We start from the raw sequence: 18,558 nt of genomic DNA, 5'->3' as shown, positions 1-18,558 counted from the left end.
CGCTTCGCGCTTATTTAGCGGCTTCGACCGCCAGACGCGTTTGGATGCCCTGACTCAGGTTCTGAATCCAGCGGTTGTAATTACGGTGAATCTGACCGCTACCGGCTTTCAGATTCTGGCTGCTGACATACTGGATTTGATAGCTGTTCGCGGTGTAATTCACGCGAATATCTGCGGTATGTCCGCGCTCGGCCAGGTGACCATTCATCACGCCAGGACCGGCTGGCGTCATCACCCAATGGTTAGCGGCACCTGACTGGATGATCGCCTGCTTCATTTGATCATCTGAGTAGCTTTGACCCACGGTCTGGCTAACATTCTCGATCGGCGCGGTACGTGGCGCGCAGCCGGTTAACAGGACCGCAGATACTAACAAAGCAAAACCGATTTTCTTATTCATCATTTCCTTTTCTTCCCCTGTCTTTGCAAGCCGCCTCAGTGAGCGACCGCGCTGGTAAAACTTACCAACACTGTTCCGTTCAGACTGTGTAAAGCGGGCGGATAATAACATTATTTGTAAAGACAAGTAAAAATAAGCATGAATCACTTAAGAATCGTTTAATGCCGATTTAAAACTATCCACAGGCCCTCTTACGGCGGAATTTCTACCGAAAAATGGCCTTGTTGCATGATGTTTAACCCTGCCAGCCGCCACCGAGCGAACGATAAAGATCGATTTGTGCCAGCAGCAGCGTATTTTTCACTGATACGATATTGAGCTGAGTGCTGAACAGCGTGCGCTGGGCGTCCAGCTCATCCAGATAAGAGGCGTAACCGTTTTGATAGCGGTTATGCGCAATGCGATACGCTTCCGCCACATAACCTTCCTGCTTCTGCAACTCTTCAAGCTGCTCCTGACTGCGGCGAATGGCATCCAGCGCGTTATCCACATCGGAGAAGGCATTGCGTACCACTTTCTCATAGCCATAAAGCGCCTGATTGCGCGTCGCCATCGCCACATCAACCTGAGCAGTCAGCGCTTCGCGATTCAGCAGCGGTGCCAGAATGCTGCCGCCGATGCTCCACAAACGGAATGGATAGTCCAACAGCTGATGCAGTTCGCCGCTTTGCAAGGTGCCGCTGGCGGTGAGATTGAGCGACGGCAATAATTTGGCCTGGGATGATGCCAGTGACGCGTCGGCGGCCAGCAGCTGGCGCTGCGCCTGCACGATATCCGGCCGGCGATTCAGCAACTGCGACGGCAGCAGCGATGGCAAGGTTTGCGGTTTGATGTGGTCGAACTGGCTACTGCGCGCAATTTCACGCGGGTTCATGCCCACCAGCACGCTGAGCGCGTTCTCCTGCTGCTCGATCTGATGCTGCAGCTGCGGGATCTGCGCTTTGGCGGTTTGATATTCCGAGGCGGCCTGCATCCATTCCAGACGCGAGGTGTAGCCGGTTTCAAACTGACGCTGCGCCAGATTGAGCGAGTTTTCGCGCGTTGCTAACGTCGCTTCAGTGACGCGTAACTGCTCATCAAGTGCGCACAAGCTGAGATAGCCCGATGCCACCGAACTGGCAACGGTGAGCTCAGCGGCAGACGCCGCGGCACGCTGCGCATCCAGCGAAGCTTGCGCGGCGCGAATGCTGTTGCTGCGGCTGCCCCATAAATCCACCTCATAGTTGGCCTGCAGCAATCCCTGAAATACCGCATTTTCATACGGCTGACCGGTCGCCGCCGACAGCGCACGCTGATGCGTGGCCGCAACGCCCGCCGACAGCGTCGGGAAATTATCGCCCTGCGCGGCACGTAATTCGGCACGGTATTGATCGACGCGTGAACGCGCCGAGAGAATATCGCTGTTGTGCTGCAACGCCTGCGTGACAAGGCGATTGAGATCGGCATCGCCAAAGTTCTGCCACCACTGCGCTTCAGGCAGCGCATGTGGGCCGACCTGCTGACGCCAGCTATCGGGAATCGGCAACGATGACGGCGCTTTTTCCACTTCCGTCGCACAGCCGCCCACCATTAATGCCACGCACGTGGCTAACAGTAAGCGCTTCATGGCGCATCCTTGTGCGGTTCAGCGGCGGTATCAATGCTCACTTCCACCGACATGCCGGGGCGCAGTGCGTGCAGATCGTCGTTAAGAATTTTGATGCGCACCGGAATACGCTGGGCAATTTTCACAAAGTTGCCGGTGGCGTTATCCGGCGAGATAGCGCTGAATTCTGAACCGGCGGCAGGCGAGATAAACTCGACGCGACCGTCATAATGCTTACCGTCCAGCGCATCAACGCGGATGTTCACTGGCAAACCGGGACGCACGCGCGCCAGCTGGGTTTCTTTGAAATTGGCGATGATCCATTTGTTTTCCGGCACCACCGAAGTCAAACGCGTGCCAGCGGTAACATAGGTGCCTTTACGCACCGACAGCTGACCGAGCTGGCCGCTGTCCGGTGCGATAATGCGTGTATTCGCCAGGTCGATGTTTGCCAGCTCTAACGCCGCCTGCGCACTGGCGACATCGCCTTGCAGTGAAGCCTTGTTTACCACCACGGTTTGCAGATTCTGTTGTGAAACGGCGACCTGCGCATCCGCCTGACGCAACTGCGCCTGTGCCTGGGCATTGGCCGCGCGCGCGGCATCGCGTTCACGTACCGACAGCGAACCGTCAGCCGCCAGATTTTCTACACGTTTGAGATCGAGGCTGCTTTTCAGCGCCTGCGCTTTGGCATTCTCCAGCGCGGCTTTGTTGCTGAGAATGTTGGCTTCAGCACTTTTACGCTGCTGCTGGTTATTGTTCTGCGCGGCGATTTTCATATCCAGCTGCGCCTGCGCCTGATGCACGCGCTGACGGTAAATACGATCGTCGATGGTCATCAGCAGCTGGCCTTTGGTCACCGGCTGCAAATCCACCACGTTAACTTCAGTCAGATAGCCATTCACCTGCGGGCTAATAAAGGTCACCTGGCCGCGCACGTAAGCGTTTTCCGTCGACTGAACGGTGCTGGTGAACGGCCACAGCTGCCAGGCATACAGAATCACCAGCACGCCGACGATAACAATGCCGCTGCCAGCGGCGATGGAAAGAATGCGTCGGCGGTTGGTGCGCTCGCGCTCTGCCGCCTGAATGTCGTCCTGTTGGCTCATGAATTCTCCGTCGGGGTTACTGGTTGTGCCGCATTCATTTTGGTCTGACGCCAGTTGATATAGCGTAAACGCGTCAGGCGATACAGCACCCAGATTAAGGTGATGAAGGCCAGCGCGGCGGTAAGAAGATAGGTGTCGTTATAGGCCAGCACGTTGGCTTGCAGTGTCGCCACAATTTGCAGCTGGCTGCTGCTTTGCGCGCTGAGCAGCACGCTATCCGGCAACTGGCTGCTGAACAGCGAACTGTACTGGCTGAGGCGTTCGGTAACGTTGGGATCAAGCTGCGACAGCTGATCGCCCAATAGGCTGGAGTGATACTTTTCGCGCCACGTCTGGAACGTGCCGAGAATGGCTGCGCCGATCAAGCCGCCTAAGTTCTGGCTCATGCCAAACAGCACCGAGAAGCTCACCAGGTTTTTCGGCTGCGTCACCACGCCGCCAATCCCCAGCAGCATGGCGGGCCCGAGGAAGAAGGCGCTGCCGAAGCCGAGTAAAAACTGGCTAAAGTAGAGATTGTTGGCACGCGTCAGCGGGCTGGATTGCGCATCCATGAGTGAGGCGACGATCATCACCACCAATGACGCGACAATCGGCCAGCTCAGATGCGTAGGTTTGATGGTTAACGCGCTGGCGATCATGCCGCAAATTACCCCGGCGATGATCGCTAACGCCAGACCGCGCATCTGATCGTTGAGTAAACCGAGTTGCTGCAGGAAGCCGACCGCACCGGTGTTTTGTTCAGCCAGCAGAATACGCATCATGATCATCACTATGCCGAGCCGCACAATCATGCCGTTACTCAGCCAGCGCGTGTTGATCAACGGATTCTTGCGATTGTGCTCGACGACGATCGCCGCCACGATCAATACCAGCGCCAGCGCCAATGCCACACCGAGCCACGGCGTGCTGAACCACCATTCGATGCGTCCCAGCGACAGCACCGCACACAACAGCGCCATGCCCGGCGCCATCAGCATAAAGGTGAGGAAATCCATCTTTTCAAACGCTTTAATGCGGTCGCCGGGCGGCAGTTTCACCACCAGCACGCAGCCCAGCGAGATCAGCGCCAGACCGAGTTCAAACAGGTACAAACCGCGCCACTCTTGCAGCTGCAGCAGTTCGGTGGAGAACAATCTAGCCAGCGGAATCGCCAGCTGCGACGCGGTAATACCAATCACCAGGGCTTTAAGCCGATGCTTCGCGGGCCACGCCTGAATCTGGTAATAGATGCCGAGCGAACTGAGCGCCGCACCAACCATGCCGTGCGCGGTGCGCACAATGATGGCCGAGCTGAGATCGTTGGCCAGCAGGTGGAAAAACGCCACGATCACATACAGCACCAGAAACGCTTCAGTGAACAGCCGCAGACCAAACTGCTGGCGGAACTTCACCAACAGCAGGTTGATGGAAATGTTGCCCATCACATACACCGCAGGCAGCCAGGCGATCTCATTGCTATAGGCGCCAAAGGTGCCTTGCAGATTGGTGAGGTTGGCTGAGACCAGCGCGTTACTCAACGCGCCGGTAATTGAGATCAGTAAGCCGATGATGCCAAACGCGATGCGCTTCGAGGGCGAATGCAGCGGCGTTGAGGGCGAGCCCGGCAGCATCGGCTTTTCATGTGGCAGCCATTCGCGTGGAGCATAAGGATTACGTTTCGCCACGGTTAAACACTTCCCAGACGCGCCAGCAGTTGTTTCAGCACCTGTTCCGTTATCGCCAGCGATTCGGGATCGATATCCGCCAGCAACTGCGCACGTAGCGCATCGGCCTGGGTTTTCACTTCGGCAAAGGCCACGCTGCCTTGCTCCGTCAAAATCAGCAGGCGCTTGCGGCGATCTTCCGGCGGCTGCACGCGCGCCAACAGCTGCTGCTTCACCAAACGATCGACCAAGGGCACGACGCTGGCCTCTTCCAGACCGAGCAATTGCGCCAGGGCTTTTTGCGTTGGCGGCTCGGCGGCGGTAGCAACGCTGGCAATCGCCATCCAGCTGCTCATACTTAATCCGCTCTCTTTGAGGCGACGATCAACGGCCAAACGCCACGCGTGCGCGGTGAGATGCAGCAAACGAGAAAAGGGTTGCGGATAGTCGCTCAAAACGTAGTGGCCTAATGGTTAGGTATCTAACTAAACGGGAGCGTTATTATAGGCGAAGCCGCTCCCCAATGAAAACCTTGCTTACATCAGCAAACGTAGTTGGCGCGGCAAAAAAATCTCCAGCTTTCTGTCTCAGTTGTACAACTCGCGGAAATTTTTGCTGTTCCTGCATAGGTTTGTATAGATTTTAGAAAACATTACAAATTATAACTTATTGTTAAATATACATTAGCACAAATTGCTTAAGATCCTTGTTGTACAAGTTACTCCGGATTGTATAAGTTTACATCCCGCGAGCCAGCTGATGGCTCCGTAACGAATGATGCACTTTGCGTCGCCTCTGAAGGTGTTGTGGATTTCCACCTTCAGAGGTGTCTTTTTGCGTTGGTTGATGAGTTGGGTGGTGCGCGCCTGTCCGCGTGCACGTTTTTTCATCATGGAGCTGAAGGCACATTGCCATCAGGCCGATCTTAAGGGCTTCACATATGCAAAACGCCGCAAACAGTAGCGCTGCCATCGCTGACTACTTCAAACTGGCCGGTAACAGCGACAGCAGTGAGATGGAAGTTTTCGGGCAGATCATCGCCGAAATCCTGCAAGCCGGTATGCCGGTTTCCAATAAAGCGATTATTGCATCGCTGATTAACCGTCTTGAGATGGAAAGCGATGTGATTCAGCTGGATATTTATCGCCACCTGCTTGAATTGGTTGTGAATAAAACACCTGACGATCTCGCGGTCTAAAGCCGGATTCCAGGGATGGAATCACCCTCACCTGCCCCAACGCGCTAGCGTCTAATCTCTTTGCCCGGTAACATCCTCTCTCGAAAATTCTAACTGGTTACTGCCGTACCGCGACGGTATGCGCACAATAATAAAAGAGCCTGCACAATCTATGAGCCAACCAACTGAGCGCACCACTACGGTGGAGAGCGATATCACCGTGGGGCGCGTATTACGTTCGCCTGCCCTGCTAACCCGCGAGTGTCTGGCCGGCATTATTACCGCGCTGGCGCTGATCCCTGAAGTGATCTCCTTCTCCGTGATTGCCGGTGTCGATCCCAAAGTCAGCCTTGTGGCCTCGGTGGTGCTGTGCCTGACGCTGTCGATTCTGGGCGGCCGTCCGGCGATGGTCACCGCTGCAGCCGGCTCGGTGGCGCTGGTGATCGGCCCGATGGTGCATGCGCACGGCGTCGAATACATTCTTCCGGCAGTGATTATGGGCGGCGTTATCCAGATTATCTTTGGCCTTGCTGGACTGTCGCGCATGATGCGCTATATCCCGCGCTCGGTGATGATCGGCTTCGTCAACGCCCTCGGCATCCTGATCTTCTTTGCGCAAGTCCCGCACGTTTGGGGGCAATCCACTTTGGTGTGGGCTCTGTTTGCCGTGACGTTGGCGATTGTGCTGCTGCTGCCGAAAGTGCTGAACAGCGTCCCATCACCGCTGGTCGCCATTGTGGTGGTGACGGCTGTCGCGTTGCTGCTGGGTTATCGTGTACCAAACGTCGGCGATGAAGGGCCAATGACTGCTGGTCTGCCTGGCTTCACCACCTTATTGGTGCCAATCAATCTGCACACCCTGCAAATCATCTGGCCAACCGCCTTGAGCATCGCCTTTGTTGGCCTGATGGAATCGCTGCTGACCGCCAAACTGGTGGATGACCTCACTGATACGCCTTCCGGTAAACGCCGCGAATCCTGGGCTTTGGGCGTTGGCAACATTCTGGCGGGCTTTTATGGCGGCATCGCCGGTTGCGCGATGATTGGTCAAACCATCGTTAACGTCGAGCTGGGCAAAGCACGTACGCGTGTTTCGACTATCGCGGCGGGTATCGTGCTGCTGTTATTAGTGACAGGACTGAGCCAGATTATGGCGCAGATCCCAATGGTGGTGCTGGCGGGCATTATGATGGTGGTGGCGGTGAAAACCGTGAACTGGCACAGCCTGCAACCGGCAACGTTGAAACGCATGCCGTGGTCTGAAACCTTTGTAATGGTGCTGACGGTGGCGGTCACCGTGTGGACCGGCAACCTGGCGATTGGCGTACTGGTTGGTGTAATTCTGGCAATGATGCTGTTTGCACGCCGCATCGCCCATGTGATTCACGCTGAACGCCACTTGAGCGACGATGGGCAACAGGTCAATTACATCGTGCGCGGCCCGCTGTTCTTCGGTAGCAGCAATGATTTGTTTGAGCACTTCAATTACGGCCACGATCCTAAATCTGTCACTATCGATTTAACCCATGCGCAGATTTGGGACGCATCCAGCGTGGCGGCCCTTGATGCCATCGAATATCGCTATCAGCGCCATGGCGCGAAAGTTACCTTTATCGGGCTGGATAACCGCAGCAGCGATTTCCGCGAGCGGCTGAGTGGGAACCTGGGATAGCAATTATTAGGATTGAGACGAAAAACGCCGGAAACCCGGCGTTTTTTATGCTTATCACCGCGCTTCGCTTGCGTAATGTGCTGTTACTGACTTTGCTTACCTCAAGGTCAATCCTTTGATCTCTTTGAGATTGGTTACTCAATCGCTCATTTATGAGGAGCAATAGATGAAAGTTTTAGCAAAAGCAGCATTGGTGACGTTAACGTTGGTCTCGCTGGCGGGCTGTATGCACAAAAGTGATGCGGTCGGCGGCGATGGGCGTCCACATGCGCCAAGTAACCAACCAGTGCCAGGCGCCAGCGAAGGTGCCGGTCCGGTGGGACAACCACAATCGTAATGATTTGCCCGGCTTTGCCGGGTTTTTTATTGATTTTAGTAAAAGATAAAAACAAAAAAACCGCCCTTAGGCGGTTACGACATTACTGCCTATTGCTTTATTTTATTCGTTTTATCAACTGCGAATATGGTGCCCGGGGCGGGACTTAAACCCGCGCAGCCATAAGCCGAGGGATTTAAAAGTTTCCCAAAGAGTTATAAATCATGTATTTAAGATAAACACATGATCTGCAGCCGCTATAAATAATTTTATTTAGGTTTAAACGTCTGCTTATAGTTACCAATAATCACCATATCCACTCCTAAAAGGAAATTGTTTGGATTCAGAATTTCATCACAAAATCGGCTATTAAATCCCTAAATAAATCAGTTTTGAGTGGGCTTGTACAGCAGGATTAAACGTAGCTCCATACAATGCCTCAAACCCATTTTTCAAGCATACGATAGGTAAATCAAGGGCTATGCTGGTTGTTATCATCGCCAAATAGCCACGAAACAGTGCAATGCTTTACGTAATGCGTAATGCGTGTTCGAAAGAAATCCCAACGGCGGTTATGATCGTCGGGCACTCCTTTGTGAAATCATCCATATCCGGGTGCCGAACCGGAAGTCAATAATTTGCCAATCCCTTAATGACGCCGTCAACCTTTTACACCAAAGCCGTTAAGGGTTCCTCGTTTTTAATTAACGTGAAAGCTCTCCAAACGCAGTAGCGGCCCGTTGCAACCGATAATCCAAGCCCCGTTGTTCAAACGCCAACTTAGTAATTCGCACCAATAACTGAGCGTCGCCGATCCTACATCTTTCTTTATAACAGCAGGTTGGCAGTGAAAAAAATCTACCAGAGTGCAGACAGGCGTTAAAGCTGCGACAGCCCCTTAACCTTACAAATGATAGACAAGGCATCCGCACTTATAGTCTATCTTGAGAATATTCGAACTAAAGCCATCTCAAGCGCCTCGTTATCCAGCATGGCTTTGACGAGGATTATCTTGAGGTGGCAGTTCTCCTTCTTGAAGTGACTTAAGCCATATCACCTTAGGTACTTCTATGCATCCAAACTTCTTGCTCAAGGTGCAGATGGTAGCGCCGTAAATAGCATGCTTGCGGCAGGGCTCCCTGGCTTAAAAACCGGCTTCGTCCTAACGGAGGACAGTGGTGAAATGTCTTAAAGAAAACGCTTCCATGATGGTGCCCTTACATTGCTAATAAGTTCGTCATTAGTATCGCGGCACAAGAATCTAAGTTGAGAAGATCAAATGTAAATATGACACTAAATAAACTGTAAAATCATATCTTGATTTCATAAATATTATTTGACAATTTATAGTGCTCTCTAGTAGATCTAATGCCGATGGAGTTCTTCTTAAAAACATCCTATAAATATCGTACATTAACTGCAAGGATTGCCTATGACCACGACTATAAGCATCAAAAATATTTTGCGCCGTGTTATTGACGGTGAGCTTAGAGTGCCTGCTTTCCAAAGAAATTTTGTCTGGAATCCAGACAGAGTCCAATTCCTCATGGATAGTTTATATAAAGGCTATCCTATTGGTACTATTTTAGTATGGAGAACAAGAGAAAAATTAGAACATGATAGAAAGCTTGGAGCATTCACTCTTCCTGAACCTCAAAAAGATTATCCTATTGACTATATTTTAGATGGCCAGCAACGAATAACTTCTATATTTTCAGCATTCCAAACAGTGCTCAAACCAGAAGAAGATGAAGAAATAAAGTGGTTAGATATTTACTTTGATTTAGATGCAAAAGAGGATGTGCAAAACTCTCAATTTATTGCATTAAAACCTGAAGATGTTGAGACAAGGCATATCCCATTAAAACTATTATTTGACTATAAAGAATTTGGAAGATTCGTTCACAGCTATCCGGACCCATCAAGAGTAGATGAAATATACGCTCTTCAAGCAAATTTCATCGATAAGCAAATCAATATTGATATAGTTGAAACTGAGGAACACTCAAAAATTGCTATAATTTTTGAACGTGTAAATCGAGGGGGTGTGCCACTTGATACGTACCAACTTCTTTCGGCTTGGACCTGGAGTGGTGAATTCGACTTAAGGTCAAAATTTGAGGAATTAGGTGTTGAATTAGACGAGCATGATTATAACGATCTTGTAGACGACCCAGATTTATTATTGAAATGCTGTGCTGCTGTGTTAAGAGATGATGCTTCATCCAAAGCAGTGGTAGAACTTGACGGCACTGAAGTTAGAAATGGTTTTGAAGGTTTTACTAATGCTTTATTGGGCGCAATTGACTTCTTGAGGCGTGACTGCGGTGTTAATAGCTTTAAAAACATACCTTATAAATCGATGTTAATTCCACTTTCCAGATGTTTTTATACAGCTGGAAATAAGAGCTTTCATCCAGATGCAAATCAAAGATCAGCTTTAGTAAAATGGTTTTGGCATAGTTGCTTTTCAAGGCGCTATTCTAATAGCGTTGACAATGCTATTTCTCAAGATATTAAAGCAATGGTAAAGTTAATAGCTGGTGATTGCACACCAATTACTTCGAGAACTATCGAAATACCAGACAACTTTTTTATTGACAACTCATTCAATATTGGTTCGGTAAACACTAAAATTTTCATACTTCTTTTAGCCCATCAGAATCCTCTTTCCTTAATATCAGGTGCTAAAGTTGATCTTGAAAAAGTTTTGAGTAACTGCAATCGAAATGAATTCCATCACATCTTCCCCAAAAATCATTTAAAAACTAAACTAGGAATTATTGATAAATCAATTCAGTTTAATTTGGCTAATTTCACATTTTTATCAAAGACGGATAATCGTAGCATTAAAGATGCAGCACCTCATGATTACGTTAAGAGAATCTCACCTACACATATTAATGAAATATTCGAATCAACATTCATCCCTAACGATGGATTAAATATGAAGTTTGAAGATTTCATTCATGCGCGAGCAAAACTACTTGCTCAGACCGCTAATTTTTTAGCCAATTAAAAAAATGGCCCTTCGGGGCCATAATGTTTTTTACAGTAATAAATCATGATAACTCAATATAAAAAGCTTTTATTGCCCCCTTTTATTCTAAAAAAGTTAGTTATGTACATTACTCTGACATGAGTTCATTCCAAATAAAATAACTTTAAGTTATTTGATTTTTTCCTCCAGCCCTATCTCGACGGTCTCAAGGGACTTGAGCATGAAGGGAGTGAAATCGACTTCTTTTCCGTTTTCTTCATCAATAATTGATCCTGAGCCACATAAGGCTGAATAGCTTTGGTTTTGTATCAGGCAAAATGCGAGATTTTTTTTCACCCCTTTCTGTTTTTCCATGAGAGGAATATTACTATCGACAACCGCAAAGCCATGTCCATTCACAGAATGAATATTATACAGCTCCAAAGGCTGTAATTCTCTCAGGCTTTTGATGCCATAGACTTTCATAGTTTGCTGGGTTTCTTCTCTGTTACGGTTATATTTTCTCTTTTTCCACAGACCTGTTCTTTTATCAAAATAGATTTTTTCAGAAAGCGATCTTCCTGGACCATATCCATCTCTGATGACATCAACAGGGAACAAGCAAAGCCACGGCCCTGATGGTGGATAGCCTTTATGCTCAGGTGGATAGAACAATTTCAATTGAACAATTCCGCAGCTAGCCGTATCTGCCAGGTAATTACCTCGATGTAAAGTTTGATGCTCAAAAGACTGCTCATTGAAACTGTCTGGAGTGGCAATTTCCGGGATTATTTTTCCAAAGGAAAAAAACGGGATTGCCGCCAGCAGTAATAATTTTTTCATCACGCTCTCCTTAGCTGGTTTGATTCGGGTTTCTCGTTAACGGGTGTGTTATGGCTGTCCGGGAATTTCTGCTCGGTGAGGACGGCTATAACACTGCCATAAACACAGCAGCGGGCATCAAAGCCATTAAGCCCTTGATATTGTTCGTTATTGATCTGACCAGGCAGGTTAACAGCGGCGCTGGCCTGCCAGAAAGCTTGACTGCGATAGTAAATTTTTATTCCGCTAACCCGAGTGTTAACACTGCACCGCTCCAGTACATGTTCATTGTCAGCGTAAGGTGCCATACCTCTTTCAATCCAGTAAAATCCGGCGCTGCTGGTCGCCTCATAGCTGTCACTGCTAACGTTATTTCGCCACTGGATAATATCTTCAGCGACATTATTTTCAGTATCAGATAGGTGATTGTCGGTGTAACGAATTCCCCGATTTGAATACAAGCGATTGTATTCATTTATCAAGGTGTTCTTGATATTTTCAGGGCAGGTTCGTCCCCTGAAGCTGAAGTAATCAAAGTAATTTACTGGACTGGTAAGTTGTAATAGGCCGCGACCGTACCAAGGGTAATACCAAATGTTATAGCGGCGGATAACCTGATGCGTGCGTGGATCCCTTTCCGTGTAGCGGTACCCTTCCTCCATAGAGCCTAGCCAGCCAGTTTCCTGAATCCCGTTCCCCATAAAACAGGCAATCCGCAGCGGATTGGTTATCAGGTATTTCTGCATCATCCTGTTCATGTGCGTGTGAATATTGTCCGCGATGCTGCCAGCGCCGTCCCGATAGGTGATGGCCTCCCAGCGGTAATCATTCCGGCCGGCCATTCTTAACACGTTACGGGGTACAAGCTGCTTCAGCTCCTGTTTACTAAGCCAGCAGCACTTACGGAAGTGATTGATAAACGCTACCGGATGAAAATGCCACTGCCTTTCGGTGCCGAATTCGCCAGTGTCAAAAAATAGCGCTGAAGCATGGCTTTTCAGCCTGTCGTAATCCTCTTCAGACTTTGCTGGGACATCGTCGGATCCGATTTTTAGCCAGGAATAGCGCTGTTCAAAGATGGCGACAGACCATTCTAGCGGGAAATGACAGACCAGACGGCTGCTCAGGTCACTGAGGTGTCCGCTTTCATGCAATCCAGCAATAAAGGGGGAATTACACTGACTGTTATTGTCTGTGTCATCGTCCACCATTCTCCACCCCGTCCAGTGCGGGAAGTCAGCATCGCTATATTTTTTGATGTCAGAAGAGGCCAGATTGGCAATGCCTGTCCCTCCGGGAAAGTTGATGGTACGCCAGAGTGGAGCGCCGGCCGGTGTCAGGATTTCATGTCCTGTACTGATGACCCGTCCGAAACGGAGCAGCTCGAACCCCGCAGACGGATTCTGCGGGTAAAGTCGACGAGCAGTTCGGGACAGATTGTATTCATACTTTTCCGGTGTGTTCCGGCTGTTATCAAGAGGATTAGCATCAGTATTGACCAGTGGATCCCCCACTAAGTCGAAGAATGCTGCCGCGGAGATATTCTGCCTTCGAGTGACCATCGTACAATCACCTTGTTCGAAGGTCATACTTACGTACAACGGCTCTGTAGTGGTATGGACAGCACTAAGGTGTTCTGTGACTGGTGAGCTTGCGTCAGTCACGCGCTCATACAAAAGCGTTCCTACCGGCAAATAAAAATGAATATCACCGTAAACGGTATCGGTTCTGCCGTTACGAGTGATATCAAGTTCGGGTGTGGTGCGCCCAACCAGTTTCAGCATATTCGAGTTGTCACAAAACACCTGAAAGTGGAAAGCATTGGTTCCGTCTACCATGCCACTCTGTCCTATGGGATCCTTACGCCATATTTTGGCACCGTCACTGATGGCAGGATCCAGTCTGTCACGGAGATGCATGTAAAGTGAGTAATACACGACATTACAGTTTTCACCAATATCGGTTTCATGTTTTAGCAACACATACCCGTCATCGGTTTTCCCGTTATAGTTCAGTGGAAACGCGTCACGTCTTTCCAAACCGGATGGTTGGCGGAAAGAGACCACAACCCCATCGGCAATAGCCCGCACCATCTCAGGCCGGCTGGTTGCGTCGGTGTGGGTAACATGTACACCACCATGCCATGAACCATGAACATTTAGCGGAAAACCACGTCTTGCATCGATAGGAAGCATGCTATTTATCCAGACACGGTCACTGTCCTCGGGGTTCTTGTTACGTATAAAAGGCGGGCTTATTATCATTCTGAAGACTCCCTGTCGATTCTTAAATTTAAGAGACCAGCAGGCTAACGTACTTTTATTTGTGCATACATTGATTGCGGGCAAGGAAAGGAGCAAATCATTATACTTAGTGAAGAATATTAAAGACTTTATTTGGAACAGATGATTGCTTACTGCTGCAGGATTGTTGTAGTTCCAGTTATCGGCGGACAGCTTAGGAGCATCTGATATTAGGAAGTGATATTAGGAAAGAAGCTGCAAAAACAAAAAAACCGCCCTTAGGCGGTTACGACATTACTGCTTATTGCTTTATTTTATTCGTTTTATCAACTGCGAATATGGTGCCCGGGGCGGGACTTGAACCCGCACAGCCATAAGCCGAGGGATTTTAAATCCCTTGTGTCTACCGATTTCACCACCCGGGCAGGGTGTAAATTGGAGGCGCGTCCCGGAGTCGAACCGAGGTAGACGGATTTGCAATCCGTTGCATGGCCACTCTGCCAACGCGCCTTTAATCTGATATGTAATTCGTTGAATACGAATTACTAAATTTGGAGCGGGAAACGAGACTCGAACTCGCGACCCCGACCTTGGCAAGGTCGTGCTCTACCAACTGAGCTATTCCCGCATAATCTTCGCCTGCTTATTTGCTGCCGTATTACCTGCAAATTTACAAAGGAGATTCTGTATTTCATCATCGAACTTACTGATTTAACTCAGCTTCTTGCAGACTCGCTGCTGTTCGATGCGATGCATTCTACTTATCTGACGCAGTGAGTCAATATAATTATCCACACACTGCGTCCGTTTGCTGCTTTTTAAATCGCATCGATCAGCTATCGAGCAAATCGCCGCGCGCGGCGCTCAAATACTGGAACATTGACCAGAAAGTCAGCACCGCTGCGATGTACAGCGCAACCACACCCACGCCTACCACCGTGGCTTCAGGACGCCACAGCAAGGCGAACAGCGAGAACATTTGCGCGGTGGTTTTCACTTTGCCGATCCACGACACCGCTACGCTGCTGCGTTTGCCAATTTCCGCCATCCACTCACGCAGTGCAGAGATGATAATCTCGCGTGCAATCATGGTTGCCGCAGGCAGCGTAATCCACCACGCGTGGAAATGCTCTGCCACCAGCACCAGCGCAATCGCCACCAGCACTTTATCCGCCACCGGATCGAGGAACGCGCCAAAACGCGTGGTCTGCTTCCAGCGACGCGCTAAAAAACCATCAAACCAGTCAGTGACCGCAGCAATCACAAAGATCAGTGCAGTAGCAAAAGGAGCCCATTGAAATGGCAGATAAAACGCCAGGACAAAGAAGGGAATAAGTACGACTCGAAACAGGGTAAGACACGTCGGAATGTTAAATTGCATATGCCAGTAACTGTCTGGTGTGAGTAGGGTTTCATGTATGTTCCTACATTGCCCCCCCTCTTTCAACGTTAGTGTTTCAGTGAGTAGTAGATTTTTTCCGCCAGCGCGGTAGAAATTCCCGGCACTTTGGCGATCTCATCGACGCTGGCATTCATCAACGGTTGCAGGCCGCCCATATACTTGAGCAGCTGTTGGCGCCGTTTTGGCCCCACGCCTTCAATGCTTTCCAGTGCGCTGGTGTTCTTCACTTTGGCGCGTTTTTTCCGGTGACCTGAAATCGCATGATTGTGAGAGTCATCACGAATATGTTGAATCACATGCAGTGCAGGCGAGTCCGGCGGCAAGGAAATACCCTCACCTTCCGCTTCAAAGAACAGCGTTTCCAGCCCGGCTTTACGATCGCTGCCCTTCGCCACGCCGAGTAAAATCGGACGATCTTTATCCCACGGCACATTCAGCTCGGCGAACACCTGCTTCGCCTGCGCTAACTGGCCTTTACCGCCGTCGATAATAATCACGTCGGGGATTTTGTCCTCTTCCAGCGCTTTGCCGTAACGACGACGCAGCACCTGATTCATCGCCGCGTAATCATCGCCCGGCGTGATGCCTTCAATGTTGTAGCGACGGTAATCGGAACGCAGCGGGCCATCACGGTTGAACACCACGCACGATGCAATGGTCTGCTCACCCATGGTGTGGCTGATGTCGAAGCACTCCATGCGATGGATGGTGTCGAGCTCGAGGAACGTCGCCAGCGCTGCCAGACGCTGTTGAATGGTCGAGTGCTGCGACAGCTTGGTAATCAGTGCCGTTGCCGCATTGGTGCGCGCCAGTTTCAGGTAACGCGCGCGGTCGCCACGCGGCTTACTTTGAATATTCACCTTGCGCCCCGCCAGCACACTAAGCGATTCCGCCAGCAGCTCACGCTCCGGCAGATTGAAGTCCAGCAGGATTTCCGCCGGTAAAGTACGCGCTTCACTGCCTTGCAAATAGAACTGCCCAACAAAGGTTTGCACCACTTCGGTCAGTTCGGTATCGGCAGGTACTTTCGGGAAGTAGCTGCGGCTGCCGAGCACTTTGCCCTGACGAATAAACAGCACGTGCAAGCAAGCCATGCCGGCATCAAAGGCCACGCCCATCACATCCAGGTCTTCACCCTGATTGGAGACGAACTGTCGCTCGGTAACACGCCTTACCGCCTGAATCTGGTCGCGTAAGATCCCCGCCTCTTCGAAGCGCAGCTCCTCACTGGCCGTTTCCATGCGTTTGACCAGCTGATTGATTACCTGATCATCTTTGCCCGCAAGGAACAGACGCACGTAATCGGTTTGCTGCGCATACTCCTCTTCGCTGACCAGACCCGAAACGCAGGGCCCAAGGCAGCGGCCAATCTGATACTGCAAACACGGGCGCGAACGGTTGCGATACACGCTGTTTTCACACTGGCGAATCGGGAACACCTTCTGCAGCAAGGCGAGGGTTTCACGCACCGCATAACCATTTGGAAACGGCCCAAAATATTCGCCTTTAGCATGCTTCGCACCACGGTGCATCGCCAGGCGCGGATGGATATCGCTGCTGAGGAAAATGTAAGGATAGGATTTGTCATCGCGCAGCAGCACGTTATAGCGCGGCTGGTAGAGCTTGATGTAGTTATGCTCCAGCAGCAGCGCTTCCGTTTCGGTGTGCGTCACGGTGACGTCGATGTTCTGGATGTTGCTGACCAACACTTCAGTTTTGCGACTGCCCACCTGCGTACGGAAGTAGCTGGTCAGGCGCTTTTTGAGGTCTTTGGCTTTACCAACATAGATCACCGTGCCGGTCGCATCGTACATACGGTAGACGCCGGGTTGGCTGGTCACGGTGCTGAGAAAGGCTTTGGAATTGAAGACGTCACTCACTACTGATTAATGGCTCCGCATTGAACAGGCCATGTCGAATGGCCAAATGCGTTAACTCGACGTCGCCACTGATATTCAGCTTACTGAACATGCGATAGCGGTAACTGTTAACGGTTTTCGGGCTGAGACTGAGTTGTTCGGAGATTTCCGTCACTTTCTGCCCGCGCGTGATCATCAGCATAATCTGCAATTCCCTTTCCGACAAACAGCTGAACGGTGATTCGGCTTTTTGCGGTTCGATCTGGCTGAGTGCCATTTGCTGAGCAATATCCGAGGCGATATAGCGTTGCCCCGAATGTACCGAGCGAATCGCACTTACCACTTCCTGTGGCGCGGCACCTTTGCTGAGATAACCCGCTGCGCCCGCCTGCATCACTTTCGCCGGCAGTGGATTTTCGGTATGAATGGTGAGCATGATGATGCGAATGTCGGGGTTAAAACGCACAATTTTGCGTGTTGCTTCCAGGCCGCCAATACCGGGCATGTTCATGTCCATCAGCACCACGTCAACCGGATTGCTGCGGCACCATTTCACGGCGTCTTCACCGCAGGCCGCTTCACCGGCTATGACGAGTCCTTTCATATCTTCCAGAATGCGGCGAATACCGGCGCGGACCAGTTCATGGTCATCAACAAGAAGCAGGCTGATCAACGGGACGTACTCCGCAGGTTAAGAAAGGGAAATATATTTCAGAGCGGCTATCTTACCGGTTTTCAGGTGGAAAAAACATCTATCGCCACAGATAAATCTCAAATGAAATGATGCAAATCAATAACATTCTTTTGATCTTGCTTTTACAGCACCGGGCAATAACATGCAAAATTAGAGAAGTAAAATTGTGACTAATATCATTAAGTTATAATTTATAGCTCGATTTTGTTATCGCACTCTGTTTGCCGGGTAAATAACAGCTAAACGCTAATTCTGATTGCTGACAAATAGCGCAATAGGCAATTAAATCGCGGTCTGGCTTTTACCGCTTCGCCTGCATTAAAATTCGTCTGACAACCATATGATATACTCTCTTTTTTACGCACAGGAAGAATGTGTCTACATTGAGTAACACCACCAAGGAGTCAATTATGAGTGATGAAGATTTCGCAACTTCACGAGACACGCAGGCGCTGGCAGACGAAGTCGCCTGTCTGAAAATGATGGTGACGCTGATTCTGAAAGGAATGGGTCAAGCCGATGCCGGTAAGGTGATCATCAACATGGAGCGTTATGTGCAAGCTTCGTTAGGCGATAAGCCGCAGGCGGAAGTGTTTAATAATACGATTCGTCAGATCAAAACTGCTTACCGTCAATAAGCGATATTCCCCGCGCGC

15 protein-coding genes and 3 tRNA genes are annotated in these 18,558 nt (G+C 50.1%); 5 read left to right on the top strand and 13 right to left on the bottom strand.

Going from position 1 to position 18,558, the window contains the following annotated elements; translation table 11 throughout:
• Nucleotides 1-10: 10 nt before the first annotated feature.
• The 5 genes from ACXIZX_RS06605 to ACXIZX_RS06585 all read right to left on the bottom strand — a co-directional run bounded on the left by ACXIZX_RS06605 (nucleotide 11) and on the right by ACXIZX_RS06585 (nucleotide 5,192).
• Entirely contained in the window at nucleotides 11-400 is a 390-nt protein-coding gene (locus tag ACXIZX_RS06605; protein ID WP_479404852.1) for a hypothetical protein, read from the bottom strand.
• 235 nt (nucleotides 401-635) lie between these two features.
• Nucleotides 636-2,006 carry an efflux transporter outer membrane subunit gene (locus ACXIZX_RS06600; RefSeq protein ID WP_479403817.1) on the bottom strand — a complete coding sequence of 457 codons (1,371 nt, stop codon included), beginning with the start codon at nucleotides 2,004-2,006 and terminating at the stop codon, nucleotides 636-638.
• Complete coding sequence (locus ACXIZX_RS06595) at nucleotides 2,003-3,094, bottom strand: HlyD family secretion protein (RefSeq protein ID WP_479403816.1); 1,092 nt, start codon at nucleotides 3,092-3,094, stop codon at nucleotides 2,003-2,005. Before ACXIZX_RS06595 ends, ACXIZX_RS06600 begins: the two co-directional genes overlap by 4 nt.
• A complete protein-coding gene (locus tag ACXIZX_RS06590; protein WP_008102306.1) occupies nucleotides 3,091-4,758 on the bottom strand; it encodes an MFS transporter in 1,668 nt (555 codons plus the stop codon). The genes ACXIZX_RS06595 and ACXIZX_RS06590 overlap by 4 nt, the downstream gene beginning before the upstream one ends.
• Nucleotides 4,759-4,760: 2 nt before the next feature.
• On the bottom strand, nucleotides 4,761-5,192 hold the full coding sequence (locus ACXIZX_RS06585) for a MarR family winged helix-turn-helix transcriptional regulator (protein WP_008102308.1): 432 nt from the start codon (nucleotides 5,190-5,192) through the stop codon (nucleotides 4,761-4,763).
• Nucleotides 5,193-5,677: 485 nt separating this feature from the next.
• On the opposite strand from ACXIZX_RS06585, the gene ACXIZX_RS06580 reads away from it, so the two are divergent.
• The 4 genes from ACXIZX_RS06580 (at nucleotide 5,678) to ACXIZX_RS06565 (ending at nucleotide 10,921) form a co-directional block, all read left to right on the top strand.
• Nucleotides 5,678-5,935: a biofilm/acid-resistance regulator YmgB/AriR gene (locus ACXIZX_RS06580; RefSeq protein ID WP_008102310.1), complete on the top strand. Its 258-nt coding sequence runs from the start codon at nucleotides 5,678-5,680 to the stop codon at nucleotides 5,933-5,935.
• Between the two features lie 151 nt (nucleotides 5,936-6,086).
• Nucleotides 6,087-7,586 carry a SulP family inorganic anion transporter gene (locus tag ACXIZX_RS06575; RefSeq protein ID WP_479403815.1) on the top strand — a complete coding sequence of 500 codons (1,500 nt, stop codon included), beginning with the start codon at nucleotides 6,087-6,089 and terminating at the stop codon, nucleotides 7,584-7,586.
• 166 nt (nucleotides 7,587-7,752) lie between these two features.
• Nucleotides 7,753-7,923: a hypothetical protein gene (locus ACXIZX_RS06570; RefSeq protein WP_008102314.1), complete on the top strand. Its 171-nt coding sequence runs from the start codon at nucleotides 7,753-7,755 to the stop codon at nucleotides 7,921-7,923.
• A gap of 1,411 nt (nucleotides 7,924-9,334) precedes the next feature.
• On the top strand, nucleotides 9,335-10,921 hold the full coding sequence (locus ACXIZX_RS06565) for a GmrSD restriction endonuclease domain-containing protein (RefSeq protein ID WP_179451313.1): 1,587 nt from the start codon (nucleotides 9,335-9,337) through the stop codon (nucleotides 10,919-10,921).
• A gap of 150 nt (nucleotides 10,922-11,071) precedes the next feature.
• Here the strand turns inward: ACXIZX_RS06565 and ACXIZX_RS06560 are convergent, their stop codons facing one another.
• From ACXIZX_RS06560 to uvrY, 8 genes are all read right to left on the bottom strand, one after another.
• Complete coding sequence (locus tag ACXIZX_RS06560; protein ID WP_179451315.1) at nucleotides 11,072-11,725, bottom strand: hypothetical protein; 654 nt, start codon at nucleotides 11,723-11,725, stop codon at nucleotides 11,072-11,074.
• Complete coding sequence (locus tag ACXIZX_RS06555) at nucleotides 11,725-13,968, bottom strand: M23 family metallopeptidase (protein ID WP_479403814.1); 2,244 nt, start codon at nucleotides 13,966-13,968, stop codon at nucleotides 11,725-11,727. Before ACXIZX_RS06555 ends, ACXIZX_RS06560 begins: the two co-directional genes overlap by 1 nt.
• A gap of 318 nt (nucleotides 13,969-14,286) precedes the next feature.
• Nucleotides 14,287-14,372, bottom strand: a tRNA-Leu gene (locus tag ACXIZX_RS06550).
• 11 nt (nucleotides 14,373-14,383) lie between these two features.
• Nucleotides 14,384-14,457: transfer RNA gene (locus tag ACXIZX_RS06545), tRNA-Cys, on the bottom strand.
• Nucleotides 14,458-14,499: 42 nt separating this feature from the next.
• Nucleotides 14,500-14,575: transfer RNA gene (locus tag ACXIZX_RS06540), tRNA-Gly, on the bottom strand.
• Nucleotides 14,576-14,779: 204 nt separating this feature from the next.
• A complete protein-coding gene (pgsA, locus tag ACXIZX_RS06535) occupies nucleotides 14,780-15,328 on the bottom strand; it encodes a CDP-diacylglycerol--glycerol-3-phosphate 3-phosphatidyltransferase (protein ID WP_008102316.1) in 549 nt (182 codons plus the stop codon).
• 68 nt (nucleotides 15,329-15,396) lie between these two features.
• Nucleotides 15,397-17,229 carry an excinuclease ABC subunit UvrC gene (gene uvrC / locus ACXIZX_RS06530; RefSeq protein WP_479403813.1) on the bottom strand — a complete coding sequence of 611 codons (1,833 nt, stop codon included), beginning with the start codon at nucleotides 17,227-17,229 and terminating at the stop codon, nucleotides 15,397-15,399.
• Nucleotides 17,222-17,881: a UvrY/SirA/GacA family response regulator transcription factor gene (uvrY, locus tag ACXIZX_RS06525; protein WP_008102320.1), complete on the bottom strand. Its 660-nt coding sequence runs from the start codon at nucleotides 17,879-17,881 to the stop codon at nucleotides 17,222-17,224. The genes uvrC and uvrY overlap by 8 nt, the downstream gene beginning before the upstream one ends.
• Before the next feature lie 431 nt (nucleotides 17,882-18,312).
• Here uvrY and ACXIZX_RS06520 point away from each other — a divergent pair, with 431 nt between their 5' ends.
• On the top strand, nucleotides 18,313-18,540 hold the full coding sequence (locus ACXIZX_RS06520) for a DUF2594 family protein (protein WP_007887303.1): 228 nt from the start codon (nucleotides 18,313-18,315) through the stop codon (nucleotides 18,538-18,540).
• Nucleotides 18,541-18,558 lie beyond the last annotated feature (18 nt).

This window comes from Candidatus Pantoea symbiotica, from assembly GCF_056491525.1.
This window is presented reverse-complemented; position numbering and strand designations above follow the sequence as displayed.

What these genes read in the sequence shown, in the direction of transcription:
- ACXIZX_RS06580 (WP_008102310.1), top strand. Translation starts at nt 5,678, where the DNA reads ATGCAAAACGCCGCAAACAGTAGCGCTGCCATCGCTGACTACTTCAAA.
- ACXIZX_RS06575 (WP_479403815.1), top strand. Translation starts at nt 6,087, where the DNA reads ATGAGCCAACCAACTGAGCGCACCACTACGGTGGAGAGCGATATCACC.
- ACXIZX_RS06560 (WP_179451315.1), bottom strand. Translation starts at nt 11,725, where the DNA reads ATGAAAAAATTATTACTGCTGGCGGCAATCCCGTTTTTTTCCTTTGGA.
- ACXIZX_RS06605 (WP_479404852.1), bottom strand. Translation starts at nt 400, where the DNA reads ATGAATAAGAAAATCGGTTTTGCTTTGTTAGTATCTGCGGTCCTGTTA.
- ACXIZX_RS06595 (WP_479403816.1), bottom strand. Translation starts at nt 3,094, where the DNA reads ATGAGCCAACAGGACGACATTCAGGCGGCAGAGCGCGAGCGCACCAAC.
- ACXIZX_RS06555 (WP_479403814.1), bottom strand. Translation starts at nt 13,968, where the DNA reads ATGATAATAAGCCCGCCTTTTATACGTAACAAGAACCCCGAGGACAGT.
- ACXIZX_RS06570 (WP_008102314.1), top strand. Translation starts at nt 7,753, where the DNA reads ATGAAAGTTTTAGCAAAAGCAGCATTGGTGACGTTAACGTTGGTCTCG.
- pgsA (WP_008102316.1), bottom strand. Translation starts at nt 15,328, where the DNA reads ATGCAATTTAACATTCCGACGTGTCTTACCCTGTTTCGAGTCGTACTT.
- ACXIZX_RS06520 (WP_007887303.1), top strand. Translation starts at nt 18,313, where the DNA reads ATGAGTGATGAAGATTTCGCAACTTCACGAGACACGCAGGCGCTGGCA.
- ACXIZX_RS06600 (WP_479403817.1), bottom strand. Translation starts at nt 2,006, where the DNA reads ATGAAGCGCTTACTGTTAGCCACGTGCGTGGCATTAATGGTGGGCGGC.
- ACXIZX_RS06565 (WP_179451313.1), top strand. Translation starts at nt 9,335, where the DNA reads ATGACCACGACTATAAGCATCAAAAATATTTTGCGCCGTGTTATTGAC.